At 61.4% G+C, this 16,083-nt stretch carries 14 protein-coding genes; 6 read left to right on the top strand and 8 right to left on the bottom strand.

Annotated features, from left to right (window positions below):
- Nucleotides 1-37 precede the first annotated feature (37 nt).
- Together dinG and ybiB are read left to right on the top strand one after the other, a co-directional pair.
- Nucleotides 38-2,173 (top strand): ATP-dependent DNA helicase DinG, encoded by a 2,136-nt coding sequence (dinG, locus tag BBA90_RS14535; protein WP_065649776.1) that lies wholly within the window; start codon nt 38-40, stop codon nt 2,171-2,173.
- 70 nt (nt 2,174-2,243) lie between these two features.
- Nucleotides 2,244-3,212, top strand: a complete 969-nt coding sequence (gene ybiB, locus BBA90_RS14530; RefSeq protein WP_065649775.1) for a DNA-binding protein YbiB — start codon at nt 2,244-2,246, stop codon at nt 3,210-3,212.
- Between the two features lie 51 nt (nt 3,213-3,263).
- Here the strand turns inward: ybiB and BBA90_RS14525 are convergent, their stop codons facing one another.
- From BBA90_RS14525 to hutH, 3 genes are all read right to left on the bottom strand, one after another.
- Nucleotides 3,264-4,421 (bottom strand): M20 aminoacylase family protein, encoded by a 1,158-nt coding sequence (locus BBA90_RS14525; protein WP_065649774.1) that lies wholly within the window; start codon nt 4,419-4,421, stop codon nt 3,264-3,266.
- Nucleotides 4,422-4,591: 170 nt separating this feature from the next.
- Nucleotides 4,592-6,277, bottom strand: coding sequence for a urocanate hydratase (hutU, locus tag BBA90_RS14520; RefSeq protein ID WP_065649773.1), 1,686 nt, complete (start codon nt 6,275-6,277; stop codon nt 4,592-4,594).
- A 10-nt stretch (nt 6,278-6,287) separates the two neighbouring features.
- A complete protein-coding gene (gene hutH, locus BBA90_RS14515; RefSeq protein ID WP_065649772.1) occupies nt 6,288-7,841 on the bottom strand; it encodes a histidine ammonia-lyase in 1,554 nt (517 codons plus the stop codon).
- 317 nt (nt 7,842-8,158) lie between these two features.
- On the opposite strand from hutH, the gene hutC reads away from it, so the two are divergent.
- Complete coding sequence (gene hutC / locus BBA90_RS14510) at nt 8,159-8,914, top strand: histidine utilization repressor (RefSeq protein WP_065649771.1); 756 nt, start codon at nt 8,159-8,161, stop codon at nt 8,912-8,914.
- On the opposite strand, the gene BBA90_RS14505 is transcribed toward hutC, so the two are convergent.
- Together BBA90_RS14505 and BBA90_RS14500 are read right to left on the bottom strand one after the other, a co-directional pair.
- Complete coding sequence (locus BBA90_RS14505; RefSeq protein WP_065649770.1) at nt 8,898-9,440, bottom strand: HutD/Ves family protein; 543 nt, start codon at nt 9,438-9,440, stop codon at nt 8,898-8,900. The genes hutC and BBA90_RS14505 overlap by 17 nt on opposite strands.
- The gene (locus BBA90_RS14500; RefSeq protein WP_065649769.1) at nt 9,437-10,792 is read right to left on the bottom strand and encodes a formimidoylglutamate deiminase; all 1,356 of its coding nucleotides are present in this window, start codon (nt 10,790-10,792) and stop codon (nt 9,437-9,439) included. The genes BBA90_RS14505 and BBA90_RS14500 overlap by 4 nt, the downstream gene beginning before the upstream one ends.
- Nucleotides 10,793-10,877: 85 nt before the next feature.
- Between BBA90_RS14500 and hutI the strand changes: the two genes are divergently transcribed.
- Together hutI and hutG are read left to right on the top strand one after the other, a co-directional pair.
- Complete coding sequence (hutI, locus tag BBA90_RS14495) at nt 10,878-12,095, top strand: imidazolonepropionase (RefSeq protein WP_065649768.1); 1,218 nt, start codon at nt 10,878-10,880, stop codon at nt 12,093-12,095.
- Nucleotides 12,092-12,877: an N-formylglutamate deformylase gene (hutG, locus tag BBA90_RS14490; RefSeq protein WP_065649767.1), complete on the top strand. Its 786-nt coding sequence runs from the start codon at nt 12,092-12,094 to the stop codon at nt 12,875-12,877. Before hutI ends, hutG begins: the two co-directional genes overlap by 4 nt.
- A gap of 4 nt (nt 12,878-12,881) precedes the next feature.
- Here the strand turns inward: hutG and BBA90_RS14485 are convergent, their stop codons facing one another.
- The gene (locus tag BBA90_RS14485; protein ID WP_065649766.1) at nt 12,882-13,508 is read right to left on the bottom strand and encodes a flavin reductase family protein; all 627 of its coding nucleotides are present in this window, start codon (nt 13,506-13,508) and stop codon (nt 12,882-12,884) included.
- Nucleotides 13,509-13,668: 160 nt separating this feature from the next.
- On the opposite strand from BBA90_RS14485, the gene rlmF reads away from it, so the two are divergent.
- Nucleotides 13,669-14,595, top strand: coding sequence for a 23S rRNA (adenine(1618)-N(6))-methyltransferase RlmF (gene rlmF, locus BBA90_RS14480; protein ID WP_065649765.1), 927 nt, complete (start codon nt 13,669-13,671; stop codon nt 14,593-14,595).
- Between the two features lie 66 nt (nt 14,596-14,661).
- Here the strand turns inward: rlmF and glnQ are convergent, their stop codons facing one another.
- Both glnQ and glnP read right to left on the bottom strand, forming a co-directional pair.
- The gene (glnQ, locus tag BBA90_RS14475) at nt 14,662-15,384 is read right to left on the bottom strand and encodes a glutamine ABC transporter ATP-binding protein GlnQ (protein WP_065649764.1); all 723 of its coding nucleotides are present in this window, start codon (nt 15,382-15,384) and stop codon (nt 14,662-14,664) included.
- A complete protein-coding gene (gene glnP / locus BBA90_RS14470; RefSeq protein ID WP_039383407.1) occupies nt 15,381-16,040 on the bottom strand; it encodes a glutamine ABC transporter permease GlnP in 660 nt (219 codons plus the stop codon). The genes glnQ and glnP overlap by 4 nt, the downstream gene beginning before the upstream one ends.
- Nucleotides 16,041-16,083: the final 43 nt, after the last annotated feature.

Raw genomic sequence — 16,083 nt, 5'->3', positions numbered from 1 at the left:
TAAAAATACAGGCCGGATTAACTCAACAGTAATAATTATGGCTCTGACAGCAGCAATTAAAAGCCAGATCGCGCAATGGTATAAAGCGCTGCAGCAGCAGGTTCCTGACTTTATCCCGCGCGCGCCGCAGCGCCAGATGATTGCCGAAGTGGCAAAAAGTCTGGCCGGCGATGAGGGGCGCCATCTGGCTATTGAAGCCCCTACTGGCGTAGGTAAAACGCTCTCTTATCTGATCCCCGGCATTGCGGTAAGCCGTGCCGATGACAAACGGCTGGTTATCAGCACGGCCAACGTAGCGCTGCAGGATCAGATTTTCACCAAAGATCTCCCGCTGCTGAAAAAGATCATCCCCGATCTCACCTTTACGGCGGCCTTTGGCCGCAGACGCTATGTGTGTCCGCGTAATCTGGCGGCCCTGGCCGCCAGCGACGATCAGCAGGGCGATCTGCTGTTTTATCTGGATGAAGAGGCGGTGACCGGCTCAAAGGAGGAGCAGACAATCTGTTCCCGGCTGGAGAAAGATCTCAGCCGCCATACATGGGATGGCCTGCGCGATCACGCTGAGAAAGCGATTGATGACAGCCTGTGGCAGCGCCTCTCGACCGATAAAGCCAACTGTCTTGCTCACCACTGCCGCTGGTATCGCGAATGCCCCTTTTTTGTCGCCCGGCGCGAGATTGAGCAGGCTGACGTCGTCGTCGCAAACCATGCGCTGGTAATGGCAGCTATGGAGAACGAGTCAGTGCTGCCACCGGCAAAGCACCTGATGCTGGTACTGGATGAAGGGCACCATCTGCCGGAGGTCGCGCGTGACGCACTGGAGATGAGCGCGGAGATCACACCAGGCTGGAGCGGGCTGCAGCTCGATCTCTTCATACGGCTGGTGGAAACGATCATGGCGCAGTTCCGGCCTAAATCGCCGCCGCCGCTGACGAATCCTGAACGGCTGAAACAGCACTGCGAAGAGATGCGTGAGCTGCTGCAGACATTGAGTCAGGCGCTGAATCCGCTGCTGCCACCCGATAATCAGCCGGGTGAGTTTCGTTTTGTGCTGGGCGAGCTGCCGGAAGCGCTGCTGACGCTCTGTACCCGGCTGTTTAAGCTGAGCGATGCGCTGCGCGGCCTGAGTGAAGGGCTGCTGAACGAACTGGGCGAGCAGACCGGCAAAGCGGATATCATGCGCCTGCATAAAGCGATTCTGCAGCTGAACCGTCACTTCGGCTGGTTTGAAGCCATCAGCAAACTGTGGCGGCTGGCCGCAATGGAAAAGGCCTCTAACGCGCCGGTCTCTAAATGGGTGACGCGTGAACTGCGCGAAGGGCAGGCGCACCTGCTGTTTCACTGCGCCGGCATCCGCGTCAGCGACCAGCTTGAGAAACTGCTGTGGCACAAGATTCCGCATGTGGTCGTGACATCAGCCACGCTGCGTTCGCTCAGCAGCTTCAGCCGCCTGCAGGAAATGTCAGGGCTGAGTGAGAAAGCGGGCGATCGTTTTGTGGCGCTGGATTCCCCCTTCAATCATGTCGATCAGGGCAAGCTGGTGATCCCGCAAATGCGCTACGAGCCGCTGCTGGCAAATGAAGCTGAGCACATCGCCGAGATGGCGCGCTTTTTCCGCCAGCAGATGGCAGAAGGCGAACATAAAGGCGTGCTGGTGCTGTTTGCCAGCGGACGGGCGATGCAGCAGTTTGTTGCGCAGCTGCCGGAGCTGCGTCTCACGATGCTGGTGCAGGGCGATCAGCCGCGCTCCAGGCTCGTCACGCTGCATCGTGAACGCGTGACAGCAGGAAGCAGCAGCATTCTGGTGGGTCTGCAGTCGTTTGCTGAAGGGCTCGATCTCAAAGGCGATCTGCTGTCACAGGTGCATATTCACAAAATCGCTTTCCCGCCGGTAGACAGTCCGGTAATTTTGACCGAAGGCGAGTGGCTGAAAAGCCTGCGCCGCTATCCGTTTGAAGTCCAGAGTCTGCCCAGCGCCTCGTTTACGCTGATACAGCAGGTCGGGCGCCTGATCCGCAGCCATCAGTGCTTTGGTGAAATTGTGATTTACGATCGCCGTCTGCTCAGTAAAAGCTATGGCAGCCGGCTGCTGGCGGCGCTGCCGGTATTTCCGATTGAGCAGCCTGCAGTGCCGGAAGAGAAAAAAAGCGCCAAGCGCAAAAGAAAAGCCTGAGTAGCCGCGCTGAGCGGGTACTCGTTCCGGCCGCCGCACTGCGGCGCGCCCAGAGAGCAGGAAGCGTAATATGGAACTGAATAAAATAATTAAAGAGATCGGGCGCGGTAAAAACCACGCGCGCGATATCGATTTCGACAGTGCGGTGGCGCTTTACAGCGCCATGCTGGCAGAGGAGGTGCCGGAGCTGGAGCTGGGCGCCATCCTGATTGCGCTGCGGATTAAAGGCGAAGGCGAAGCCGAAATGCGTGGCTTCTACCACGCTATGCAGCAGCGTATGCTGCGGCTGCAGGCGCCGGCCGGCCGGCCCATGCCGATTGTGATCCCCAGCTACAACGGCGCACGCCGTCAGGGCAATCTGACGCCGCTGCTGGCGCGGCTGCTGGTAAAACTGGGTTTTCCGGTGCTGCTGCACGGTATCAGCGAAGACGCCACGCGCGTAACCAGTGAAGCGGTGCTCGCTGCGTCAGGCATCGCTGCGGTAACCAGCGCCGCGCAGGCGCAGGCGGCGCTGGATCGCGGTGAGCTGGCGTTTATCACCATCGATACGCTCTGTCCGCCCATGGCCAGACAGCTGGCGCTGCGCTGGCGGATGGGCGTGCGTAACAGTGCGCACACGCTGGCAAAGCTGGCCACGCCGTTTGAAGAACGCGCCGCGCTGCGTCTTGCCAGCGTGTCGCACCCTGAATATGTGCCGCGCGTCGGCGCGTTTTTCCAGGCGATAGACGCGCCCGCTATTTTGCTTAACGGCACGGAAGGCGAAGTGTATGCCAGTCCGCTACGCTGTCCGGCGATCAACTACATCGCTGGCGCAGCGGGTGAGGCGCAAATCTGGGTTGAGCGGCAGCCGGAGCGTGTGGAAGCGCTGCCGGAGAACAAACAGGCTGAAGCGACCGCGCGCTGGAGTGATGAGGTGCTGAACGGCATGCGTGCCGTGCCGCAGTCGCTGCGGCTGCAGCTCGCCTGCTGCCTGGTGGCAACGGGTGAAGCGGCAACGCTGTCTGAGGCTGAAATCCGGCTGCAGCAGGCGGGAATGTAAACGCGAGAGCAGGCCGTTCTGCGCACCCGGCTTACCGGACCAAAACGGCCCTCAGCGTTTTGCCAGTACGCGCTCTGCCAGCTTCTGCCAGAAGGTAATCCCCACCGGCAGCAGCGCATCATTGAAGTCGTAGCTGGCGTTATGCAGCGGCGCAGAAGGCGCTTCGCCGTCAGCGCCCAGCCAGAAGTAGGCGCCCGGACAGGCTTCCAGCATACAGGCGAAATCTTCGGACGCCATTGACGGGCTGCACGCCCATTTTACCTGCGCGTCACCCAGCATCTGCTCTGCCACCTCACGCACCTGCTGTGCCGGGGCAGGGTGATTCGCGGTCACCGGATAGCCGGGATACCAGTGAATGTCGCCGCTGACGCCAAACGGACGCGGCAGTGCGGTCACAAACTCTTCGATCAATCCGCGCACCCGATCGCGCACCTCCGGCTGCAGGCAGCGTACCGTGCCGCGCAGGGTGATCTGCTCCGGAATGACGTTAATCGCCTCGCCGCCATGGATCTGCGTCACGCTCACCACGGCGGATGCCAGCGGTGACAGACGGCGTGAAGGGATGGTCTGCAGCGCCAGCACCAGCTCAGCCGCCACGACCATCGGGTCCGCGCCGCTTTCCGGCATGGCCGCATGACAGCTGCGGCCGGAAAGGGTGATTTCAAAGGAATCGAGCGACGCCATCATCGCCCCCGGATTCACCGCCAGCGTGCCGAGCGGCAGCCCGGGCCAGTTGTGCATCGCATAGACGGCATCCATAGGGAAGCGCGAGAACAGGCCTTCCTCTACCATGCGGCGTGCGCCGCCGAGGTTCTCTTCGGCGGGCTGAAACAGAAAGTGAATGGTGCCGCTGAAATCACGCGTGGCAGCGAGCTGACAGGCGGCAGCCAGCAGCATGGCGGTATGACCGTCGTGACCGCAGGCGTGCATCACGCCAGGCCGGGTCGATTTCCACGGCGCGCTGCCTTTTTCCGTAATCGGCAGCGCATCCATATCGGCGCGCAGACCAATCACCGGACCCGGACCGTTCTCCAGCGTACCAATGACGCCGGTGCCGGCCACGCCGCGAAATACCTGAAGCCCGGCCTCCTCCAGTACCCGGGCGACCAGCTCGCTGGTCTGCTGCTCCTGATAACCCAGCTCAGGGTGTTGATGTAACTGATGACGCCAGGTAAGGGCATTTTCCAGCAGAAGAGCAGGCAGACTCATAACAGAGGGCTCCAGTCGCAGCGCGCGCCAGCGCGGGGGGTAAGTCATCACTGTAGTGATATGTCGCCGGAGCGTCTATCGCTAAACGGAATAATTTGGCTATAGAATATACCTTTATGGAATATAACATCCTGACCAGCCGCGGACACGCGTCCCTGCGCGCCAGGTCGTCAGGTCAGCATCGGCAAATTCAGCCCGTGCCGCACGGCACACGCCTGCGCCTGCTCGTAGCCGGCATCAGCATGCCGCATCACACCGGTGGCCGGGTCATTCCACAGGACGCGCGCCAGCCGCGCATCCGCTTCAGGCGTACCGTCACAGACAATCACGACGCCGGCATGCTGTGAAAAACCCATGCCGACGCCGCCGCCATGATGCAGGCTGACCCAGGTGGCGCCGCCGGCCGTGTTCAGCAGGGCGTTAAGCAGCGGCCAGTCGGATACGGCATCCGAGCCGTCGCGCATCGCTTCTGTTTCGCGATTAGGAGACGCCACCGAACCGCAGTCGAGATGATCGCGGCCAATCACTACCGGCGCTTTCAGCTCGCCATTGCGCACCATCTCGTTGAACGCCAGCGCAGCCAGATGGCGCTCGCCCAGTCCCAGCCAGCAGATACGGGCGGGCAGACCCTGAAAGGCGATGCGCGCCTGCGCCATGTCGAGCCAGCGATGCAGATTGAGGTTATCCGGAAACAGCGCTTTTAATTTCGCGTCTGTTTTATAAATATCCTCAGGATCGCCCGAGAGCGCCACCCAGCGGAACGGGCCTTTGCCCTCGCAGAACAGCGGACGGATGTAAGCAGGGACAAAGCCCGGGAAGTCAAAGGCGTTGCTGACGCCCTCATCCAGAGCCACCTGGCGAATGTTATTGCCGTAGTCCACGGTCGGTACGCCCATATGGTGAAACTCAAGCATGGCCCGGACGTGTACCGCCATAGAGGCGCGCGCCGCCTGTTCAACTGCTTTCGGATTGCGCTGGCGCTCCGCCTGCCAGCGTGCCACATCCCAGCCCTGCGGCAGATAGCCATTTACCGGATCGTGCGCAGAGGTCTGATCGGTCACGATATCGGGTCGCATGCCGCCGGCGCGGGCGCGGTTTACCAGCTCCGGCAGGATCTCTGCCGCGTTGCCCAGCAGGCCGACAGAGATCGCCTCTTTTGCCGCAGTCGCCTGTTCAATCAGCGCCAGCGCCTCATCCAGCGTGCGCGCTTTGTGATCGAGATAGCGGGTGCGCAGGCGAAAATCGATGCGCGACTCCTGACACTCAATCGCTAAAACGCAGGCCCCTGCCAGCACGCCGGCCAGCGGCTGGGCGCCGCCCATGCCGCCGAGGCCCGCGGTGAGGATCCAGCGGCCGGCAAGATCGCCGTGATAGTGCTGTCGTCCCGCTTCAGCAAAGGTCTCAAACGTTCCCTGCACAATGCCCTGAGCACCGATGTAGATCCATGAGCCGGCGGTCATCTGGCCATACATCATCAGGCCGGCGCGATCCAGCTCATGAAAGTGATCCCAGTTCGCCCAGTGCGGTACAAGGTTGGAGTTAGCCAGCAGCACGCGCGGTGCATCGGCATGAGTGCGAAACACGCCCACCGGTTTGCCGGACTGGATCAGCAGCGTCTCATCCGGCTGCAGCAGGCGCAGTGAGCGCAGGATCTGCTCAAAACAGGGCCAGTTACGTGCGGCCTTGCCGATCCCGCCGTAGACCACCAGATCGTCCGGACGCTCGGCGACATCAGGATCAAGGTTATTCTGGATCATGCGCCAGGCGGCTTCGATAAGCCAGTTAGCGCAGTGCAGTTCACTTCCGTGCGGGGCACGGATTTCGCGGGCCACGGCCTGCGTCAGGGTATCGCTCATGATCGGTTCCTTAGTGCTGGTTCTGGCGCTGGCTCGGCAGCAACGTTTTTAGCGCCTCAGGCCACTGTGCGTCAGCGGCCCACAGACGCATCGCCTCAATATCGGGTGCCAGCAGGCGGTCGCTGGCAAGAAATGCCACCCTGGTGCGGATGCGCTGCATCTCCTGTTCAAGTACGGCTGAACTCTGCAGCGGCCGGTGAAACTCAATGCCCTGAGCGGCCGCCATCGCTTCAATGCCGACCACCGCCGCGGTGTTAAAACACATCTCTCCGAGACGGCGTGCTGCATAGGTGGCCATAGAGACGTGATCTTCCTGATTGGCCGACGTAGGCAGACTGTCTACGCTGCCGGGGTGCGCCAGCGACTTGTTTTCTGACGCCAGCGCGGCAGCGGTCACCTGGGCAATCATAAAGCCGGAGTTCACGCCGCCATCCTGTACCAAAAAAGGCGGCAGGCCGGAGAGGCCGCTGTCCAGCAGCAGCGCCAGACGGCGCTCAGAGATAGCCCCTATTTCGGCCACGGCGAGGGCAATAATGTCAGCAGCAAACGCCACCGGCTCGGCGTGGAAGTTGCCGCCGGAGATCACCTCACCGCTGTCGCTGAAAACCAGCGGGTTATCAGAAGCGGCATTAGCCTCAATCTGCAGCACGCGCGCGGCGTGGCTGAGATTATCAAGGCAGGCGCCCATGACCTGCGGCACGCAGCGAATGGAATAGGGATCCTGAACGCGTCCGCAATGGGTATGCGACTGCAGGATCCCGCTGCCGGTAAGCAGCGAGCTGACGGCGGCGGCAACAGCGATCTGGCCAGGCTGGCCGCGCGCCTGATGGATACGCGCATCATAAGGTTTAACGGAGCCTTTGATCGCTTCCAGCGAGAGCGCGCCCGCCATCAGCGCGGCAGAGAAAATATTTTCCGCTTCAAACAGGCCGCGCAGCGCCAGGGCCGCAGAAACCTGGGTGCCGTTCAGCAGCGCCAGTCCCTCTTTCGGCCCGAGCACAATCGGCGTCAGACCGGCGCGCGCCAGGCCTTCCGCTGCCGGCAGGCGTTCGCCTGCAATGCGCACCTCACCTTCACCCAGCAGCATCAGCGACAGGTGCGCCAGCGGCGCCAGATCGCCGGACGCGCCCACTGAGCCTTTCGCCGGAATACAGGGCATAACTCCGGCGTTAAACAGCGCCAGCAGGGCGTCCACCAGCTCAATGCGTACACCGGAATGGCCGCGCGCCAGACTGATAATCTTGCTGGCGATCACCAGGCGCGTGACGTTATCCGGCAGCAGATCGCCCAGACCGACGCTGTGCGACAGCACCAGATTACGCTGCAGCTCAGCCAGGCGGGCGGCAGGGATTTGCGTCTGTGCCAGCTTGCCAAAGCCGGTATTGATGCCATACACCACGCTGCCGGACGCGACGATCTCTTTGACGGTAGTATGGGCGCGGTGCACAGCACTGCGCGCCGCGGGCGTCAGCTGTAACGTCACCGGCTGCTGATAGATAGTACGCAGGGTTGCGAGATCCACCTCGCCGGGTTCCAGGCAGATTTCCTGCAGTGCATGCGACATGATCTACTCCTGTATATACAAGTAAGTGGCAGGCGCAGTAATACGCCGTAACGCCGGGCGTTATAGAACTCGCCTGCAGTAAGCCGAGTGAAGCACAGGTACGTTATTCCTGTCTATACAAGTAGCAAACGCTATGCCAGTTTCCCTGTAATTTGTGAAATGTGCCGCACTGCAGGTGAGCAGGTCAGGGAGTTAATCTGCTGCACGCTAAAGCAGCAGCCTCTGCACCCGACGTGATCGGACTGCACCACTGCATGTCTATACATCTGCCCGCCGGACCAGTAAACTTTCCTTCTCAGAGCAGAAAGGAACAGCAGATGACCGAGCAAACGGCACTGGCGCAGTTAGCCGCCGCCATGGGCGATGAACCGGCACCGATTTACCAGCGCGTCAAGCAGGCGATTATCAGCCAGATCCGTGCCGGAGAGTGGAAAGCCAGGCAGCGCGTACCCTCAGAGAGCGAGCTGGTCAGCGAGCTGGGCGTCAGCCGGATGACCATCAACCGCGCGCTGCGTGAACTCACCGCTGAAGGTTATCTGCTGCGTATGCAGGGTGTGGGTACGTTTGTCGCAGAGATGAAGGGCTACACGGCAATGCTGGAAGTGCATAACATTGCGGATGAGATTGCGCAGCGCGGTCATCAGCATCGCTGCCAGATCCTGACGCTGGCGCAGGGGCGGGCAGATCCGGAGCAGGCGGCGCTGCTGGGTATGCGCACCGGCCAGCCGCTGTTTCATTCGCTGATGGTGCACTATGAAAACGACCTGCCGGTGCAGCTGGAAGATCGTCTGGTGAACCCGCAGATGGCGCCTGACTATCTGCAACAGGATTACCATAGCGTCACCCCCTATACCTATCTGATGCGGGTCGCGCCGCTGACCGCCGGCGAGCATATTGTTGAAGCGGTACTGCCCGATTTGCGCCAGCGCAGGCATCTGGCGCTGGAGGAGCATGAACCCTGTTTATTGATCCGGCGTCAGACATGGAGCGACAGTAAGATCGTGACCTATGCGCGGCTGCTCTATCCCGGCTCACGCTATAAGCTGCTGGGACGTTTTAAAGGACACGGCTGAGCCGGCACCAGAGCAGCAGGGCATCGCAGCTCTGCGGTGCCAGCGTCAGCGCCTCATCCAGCCACCAGATCCCCTGCGCCAGCTGCAGCATGTCACCTGAGGCGCACTGCCACGCGCCGGATAACACATAAGCCACGCCGTGCAGGCTCTGCTGCGGTGAGTCCTGCACGATGCTGACATCCGCCCGCCAGCTGTCGCGACGGGTCATGATATTAAAATCGCTGCAGCGGCCGTGTACGGTCGCCTGTACCGCGGCGTCTCCGGCAAATCGCCACGGCTGGTGTCTCTGCAGCCGGTGCGCCTGCTGGCCGCTCTGCAGCAGCGGGCTGTCGCCCTGCAGCAGGGTGATCACCCGATCCACGCCAGGAAACAGCGAAAAAGGGCCGCTGGCGTCAAGCGTGGCGATGCTGGCCCGCCAGCCAAAATCCGCCGCGCCGGGCGGAAAGCTGACAATTTCGCGCGTCTCGCCGCCGCCGTTGCGCCAGCGGCTGACCGGCAGCGCGTCGTAGCGGAAGCGGTGCATCACTGCAGCGCCCGCAGCGCGGCGGCGGCGCGGACTGCCGCCTGCGCCTCCTCTGCGTGCTGACCGTCAGCGATCACCTGCCGGCCGGCAACAAAGGTATCCCGGATCCCGCTGCGCGCGCCGGCAAACAGCCAGCGGTTGAGCAGGGCGTCGGAGGGAGTCACGCTGAGCAGAGGGTCGTCGCGCAGTACCAGCCAGTCAGCGCGCAGGCCGGGTGCCAGCACGCCGCTGCGAATGCCGCATGCCTGAGCGCCCCCGGCAGCAGCCTGCTGCCACAGCAGATCGCCTACTGACGGCTGCTGCGGCAGCGCAAGGCGGTTGCGTCGCCTGTCGCGCAGCCGCTGCCCGTACTCCAGCCAGCGCAGCTCTTCCCGGGCGCTGACCGAGACGTGACTGTCCGATCCGATCCCCCAGCGCCCGCCCTGTGCAATATAGGCACTCGCCGGAAAAATACCGTCGCCGAGGTTGGCTTCGGTCGTCGGGCATAACCCCGCGACCGCCCCGCTGGCGGCAAGCTGCTGCAGCTCGTTCTCATCCGGATGGGTGGCGTGGATCAGGCACCAGCGTGCATCAACGCTGAAGCGGCGCAGCAGCCAGGCGATCGGACGCTCGCCGCTCCACGCCAGACTGTCGCTGACCTCTTTTTCCTGCTCGGCAATATGGATATGCACCGGCAGATCGCGCGGCGCGGCGGCCAGCACCTCGTGCATCTGCACTTCGCTTACCGCGCGCAGCGAATGAAAGCAGATGCCGTAGTTCAGCAGCGGGTTATCTGCACAGGCGGCAGCCACGCGCTGCAGCTGTTGCAGGTAAACGCCGGTCTGCTGGATAAAACGGCGCTGTCCGGCACTGGCAGGCTGTGCGCCAAAACCGCTGTAGCTGTAAAGCACCGGCAGCAGCGTCTGGCCGATACCGGTGCGCTCTGCGGCCAGCATTACCTGCTGCAGCATGGCATCATCAGGGTAGGGCTGGCCCTGCGGATCGTGATGCAGATAGTGAAACTCAGCGACCTGGCTGTAGCCGCCTTTCAGCAACTCTATATAGAGCCAGGTGGCGATGTCGCCTACCTGCTGTGGCGTCAGCCGCGCCACCATGCGATACATCAGATCGCGCCAGGTCCAGAAGCTATCCTGCGGATCGCCCGCAACCTCGGCCAGCCCGGCCATCGCACGCTGAAACGCATGCGAGTGCAGGTTGCTCATGGCGGGAATGACGGCCCCCGCCAGCGGTATCGCAGCGCCTGGCGTACTGTCTGGCGTAACGCGGGTGATAAAACCGGCATCGCTGACCTCCAGCATAACGTGGTGGTGCCAGCCATCTGCCAGCCGGGCGCGCGGGGCAAAATAGGTGGTCATGGTTGATCCTTCAGGCAGGAAAGTTGTATATACATATACATACTTTAGCAGGACGTGTAAATCGTCCGCACGCGGGGAACCGGACATGAATAACGCGAAGCAGATCGACAGCCTGTGGCTGGGCGCAGATATCGTTACGCTGCGTGACGGACGCTATAACATCATTCCCGATGGTGCGCTGGCCGTGGATAACGGCGGTCTGGTATGGGTCGGATCGCGCAGTGAACTGCCGGCGTTCGCGCCGCGTCAGCGGCATACGTTCAGCGGCGGCATCATTACGCCGGGGCTGGTGGATTGCCATACGCATCTGCTGTTCGCCGGCGATCGCAGCGCGGAATTTGAGCAGCGTCTCAACGGGGTCAGTTATGCAGAGATTGCCGCGCAGGGCGGCGGCATTCTTGCCACGGTACGCGCCACGCGGTCCGCGTCACAGGAGGCGCTGGTGGCGTCAGCGCGGGCGCGGCTGGCCCATCTGCTGGCGGAGGGGGTGACCACGGTAGAAATTAAATCAGGGTACGGTCTGGATGAAGAGAGCGAGCTGAAAATGCTGCGCGCCATACGCCAGCTGGCAGCCGGCGTGCCGGCTGATGTCATCGCAACCTGTCTGGCCGCGCATGCGATCCCGCCGGCGTTCCGTGACAACCCGCAGGGCTGGATCGATATCATCTGCCAGCGGCTGCTGCCGCAGGTAAAAGAGGAAAATCTGGCGGATGCGGTGGATGCATTCTGCGAACATCTGGCGCTGTCGCCTGCGCAGGTCAGCGCGGTGTTTGATGCGGCGCGCGCGCTGGATCTGCCGGTAAAACTGCACGCTGAACAGCTCTCGGCGCAGGGCGGGGCGGCGCTGGCCGCACGCTACGGCGCGCTCTCCGCTGACCATCTGGAGTACGCCAGCGAAGAGGATGTCCGTGCGATGGCAGAGCACGGTACCGTTGCGGTGCTGCTGCCGGGGGCGTTCTATCTGCTGCGCGAAACGCAGCGGCCGCCGGTCGCGCTATTCCGCCGCTACGGCGTACCGATGGCGCTCGCCAGCGACGCCAATCCGGGTACTTCACCCGCGCTTTCGCTGCGGCTGATGATGAACATGGGCTGCACGCTGTTTGGCATGACGCCGGAGGAGGCGCTGGCGGGGGTGACGCTGTGGGGCGCGAAAGCGCTGGGGCTGCAGCAGACGCACGGCTCACTGGAGGCGGGCAAAGTCGCCAGCTTTGTTCACTGGCCGCTGACGCGTCCGGGCAAGCTGGCTTACTGGCTGGGCGGCGAACTGCCGTGCCGGGTTATCTATCGTGGAGAAGCACAATGAGTTTTGATTTTACGCCGGGCAGGCTGCCGCTGCTGATCTCAATACCGCATGCCGGGACGCAGCTTACGCCGGAGGTGGCGGCGGGGCTGAGCGACGCGGCACGTTCGCTGCCGGACACCGACTGGCATCTGCCGCAGCTGTATGATTTTGCGCACGATCTCGGTGCCAGCGTGCTGACCGGGCGCTATTCCCGTTTTGTTATCGATCTCAACCGGCCGCCCGATGATCAGCCGCTCTATACCACAGCGACCACCGGACTCTGGCCGGAGACGCTGTTTGATGGCACGCCGGTATTTGCACCCGGCATGACGCCGGATAGCGCGACGCGTCAGCGCTATTTGCAGACGCTGTGGCAGCCCTATCACCAGCAGCTGCAGCAGGAGCTGGCGCGCCTGAAAGCGCAATATGGCTACGCGCTGTTGTTTGATGCGCACTCCATCGCTTCACGGGTACCACGGCTGTTCAGCGGTGTGCTGCCCGATCTGAATCTGGGAACCCATGATGGGGCCAGCTGCTCAGCGGCGGTCAGCGACGCGCTGAGGCAGGTGTGTACCGATCAGCAGCGATTCAGCTGGGTGATGAATGGCCGCTTTAAAGGCGGATATATTACGCGCGCCTATGGTCAGCCGGCACAGGGGGTAGAGGCGGTACAGCTGGAGCTGGCGCAGCACAACTACATGGATGAATCGCTGCCTTTCACCTGGCAGCCGGCGCGCGCTTCACAGCTGCAGCCGGTGCTGCAGCAGCTGCTCGGCGCACTACTGACGGCAGGAAGCCGTTAAACGCTTACCGTTTACGCGCGTCAGGGCGCACCAGGTCAAAACGCTGCGCCTCGCTGATGCCGTAATAGGCAGAAGGGCCCCCGGCGCGCAGAATCGGCTGCGCCCTGGCGGTCTGATAGATACCATCCTCCAGCAGCGCTTCATCAATATGAATGGCGACCGCTTCACCCAGTACCAGCCAGCTCTCCAGCTCGTTGCCCTGCGCATCCTGCAGCCGGATCAGCTGCGTCAGGCGACACTCAAAGTTAACCGGGCTCTCTGCCACCATGCTGCAGTCGATATGGGAGGCCGCAACCGGCGTCAGACCGGCGAGCGCGAACTCATCATTGTCGACCGAAGCGGAGCTTTCGTTCATCGCTTCCGCCAGCGGGCGCGTGGCCAGATTCCAGACAAACACCTTGCTTTCGCTGATGTTCTGCACGCTGTCTTTCCAGCCGCTGCTGGCGAAGCCGATAATCGGAGGCTGGTAGTTAAAGCAGTTAAAAAAGCTGTAAGGCGCGAGGTTATCCTGACCGCTGCGGCTCCGGGAACTGATCCAGCCAATCGGACGCGGACCGATAATGGCGTTCAGTGGATCGTGGGGCAGGCCGTGTCCGGCCCGGGGCTGGTAGCTGTAGCGATGGCGCGTCATAAAAACTCCTGAATGAAGATGAAGGCATATCGCGGCGGGCGACGTGCGTTGCAAAAAACGTTGCTAAAAGAGTCTGGTGTAAACGTAAAATTGCGGTAAGCGGATTGTGCGCTGGCAGCAGCCGGAGTATCTTACGCCCGCCTTACTTTCCGGAGAGACTATGAATAAGCCAGCCGCCAGTACGCCCTTTCATCCGCGCAATCGCCACCAGGGGCGTTACGATTTTCCTGCGCTTACCGCCGCACATCCGCCGCTTGCGCCGAAGGTTCGCCCTAACGGTCACGGCGAACAGTCGATCGATTTTGCCGATCCGCAGGCGGTGATGCTGCTTAATCAGGCGCTGCTGAAGCTCTTTTATAACCTTAACTGGCAGCTGCCGGAAGGCTATCTGACGCCACCGGTACCCGGCCGAGCGGATTACGTTCACGCGCTGGCCGATCTGCTGGCGGGAGACAACGGCGGGGCGCTCCCGCGCGATCTTGATGTCATGGATATTGGCTGCGGGGCCAACTGTATTTATCCCCTGATTGGTCACGCCGAGTATGGCTGGCGTTTTACCGGTACAGATACCAGCGCTGAGGCGATCGCCGCCGCCAGCCAGATTGTGGCGGGCAATCCGGGGCTGCAGCGTGCGATACGTCTGCGCCGCCAGAAACAACCGCAGGCGATTTTCAGCGGTGTGATCCATAAAAACGAGCGCTACCATGCTGTTATGTGCAATCCGCCGTTTCATGCCTCGGCTGCTGATGCCGCAGCAGGCAGTCAGCGCAAAGTACGCAATCTCGGACTGAAGCAGAATGCGCCGCTCAATTTTGGTGGTCAGCAGAATGAGCTGTGGTGTGAAGGCGGTGAGCTGGCGTTTATCGGCAGTATGATTGATGAGAGCGTCGTGCAGGGCAGCAGCATTGTCTGGTTTACGTCGCTGGTCTCGCGGAAAGAGAATCTTCCGGCGCTGCGCGACCGGCTCGCCACAGTAGAGGCCTGTGAGGTACGCATCGTTAACATGGCACAGGGACAGAAGCAGAGCCGCTTTCTCGCCTGGAGCTTTATGACGCCCGCTACCCGCGCACAGCGGATGAAGCGCTAAGGTAAGCGCCGGATAAAAAAGGCCGCCCGGTTACCCGGCGCGGCCTCATTCAGAGTGCGTAGCGCATCAGGAGACGTGCTGCAGAAACTCGCGCAGACGCTCGCTTGGCGGAGAGGTGATCAGGGTATCCGGATCGCCATCTTCCGCAATCGTACCCTTATCAATGAAGATCAGCCGCGACGCAACTTTCTGTGCAAAACCCACTTCATGCGTGACGATCACCATCGTCATGCCTTCCTCGGCCAGATCCTGCATCACCTTCAGCACTTCATGACGCAGCTCCGGGTCAAGCGCAGATGTCGGCTCATCAAACAGCATCATCTTGGGCTTCACAGCCAGCGCCCGTGCAATCGCCACGCGCTGCTGCTGACCGCCAGAGAGTTCAGCCGGGAAATGGTGCGCGCGCTCAGCCAGGCCCACTTTGCCCAGCAGCTCACGCGCCAGTTTGTGAGCATCCTCTTTTTTCGCGCCACGGACGCGAATCGGACCAAAGGCGACGTTATCCAGCGCGCTCATCTGCGGAAAGAGATGAAACTGCTGAAACACCATGCCCGCTTCCTGACGAATCAGGCGCTCATCAACTTTCGGATCGTTGACTTTCATGCCGTCGACAATCAGATCGCCGCTGGTGATCTCTTCCAGTTTGTTAATACAGCGCAGCAGCGTCGACTTACCGGAGCCGGAAGGGCCGATAATCACCACCACTTCGCCCTGATTAATCTTCAGGTTGATGTCATGCAGAACCTGCGTCTGACCGAAATTTTTAGAGACGTTTTTAAATTCAATCACAGGATTTTCACCCTTTTCTCAATACGGCGCAGCACAAAGCTCAACACCAGCGTAATAATCAGATAGATAATGGCAACCGCACTCCAGATCTCCAGCGCGCGGAAGTTACCGGCAATAATCTCCTGGCCCTGTCGTGTCAGTTCCGCCACGCCGATAACGATAAACAGCGACGTATCTTTAATACTGACAATCCACTGGTTGCCCAGCGGCGGGAGCATGCGGCGCAGGGCCAGCGGCATAATCACATAGCGCAGCGTCTCACGGCGCGACAGGCCCAGTGCCAGGCCCGCTTCGCGGAAGCCTTTATTGATAGAGAGCACGGCACCACGCGTAATTTCGGCAATATAGGCACCCGAGTTGATCATGATGGTCACGACCGCTGCAGTGAAGGGATCGATACGCAGATCGGGAAAAGCCATCGGCAGCGCAAAGTAGATAAACATGACCTGCACAACAATCGGCGTGCCGCGGATCAGCTCAATAAATACCAGCGCGACGTTATTGGTGATCCAGCCACCGTAGGCGCGGGCAAAGCCAGCCACCAGGCCGATAATCAGGCCACCTATCAGGCCAAGAACGGAAATCAGCAGGGTCATTTTGGCGCCTTCGATCAGAATCGGCAGGGCTGGCCAGATGACGCTCCAGTCAAACTCCATGGTGTTACTCCGGAATATGTTGCAATGGAAAAGGTAAAAGCAG

Source organism: Pantoea eucrina (assembly GCF_001691555.1).
GTDB lineage: Bacteria > Pseudomonadota > Gammaproteobacteria > Enterobacterales > Enterobacteriaceae > Pantoea > Pantoea borealis.
This window is presented reverse-complemented; position numbering and strand designations above follow the sequence as displayed.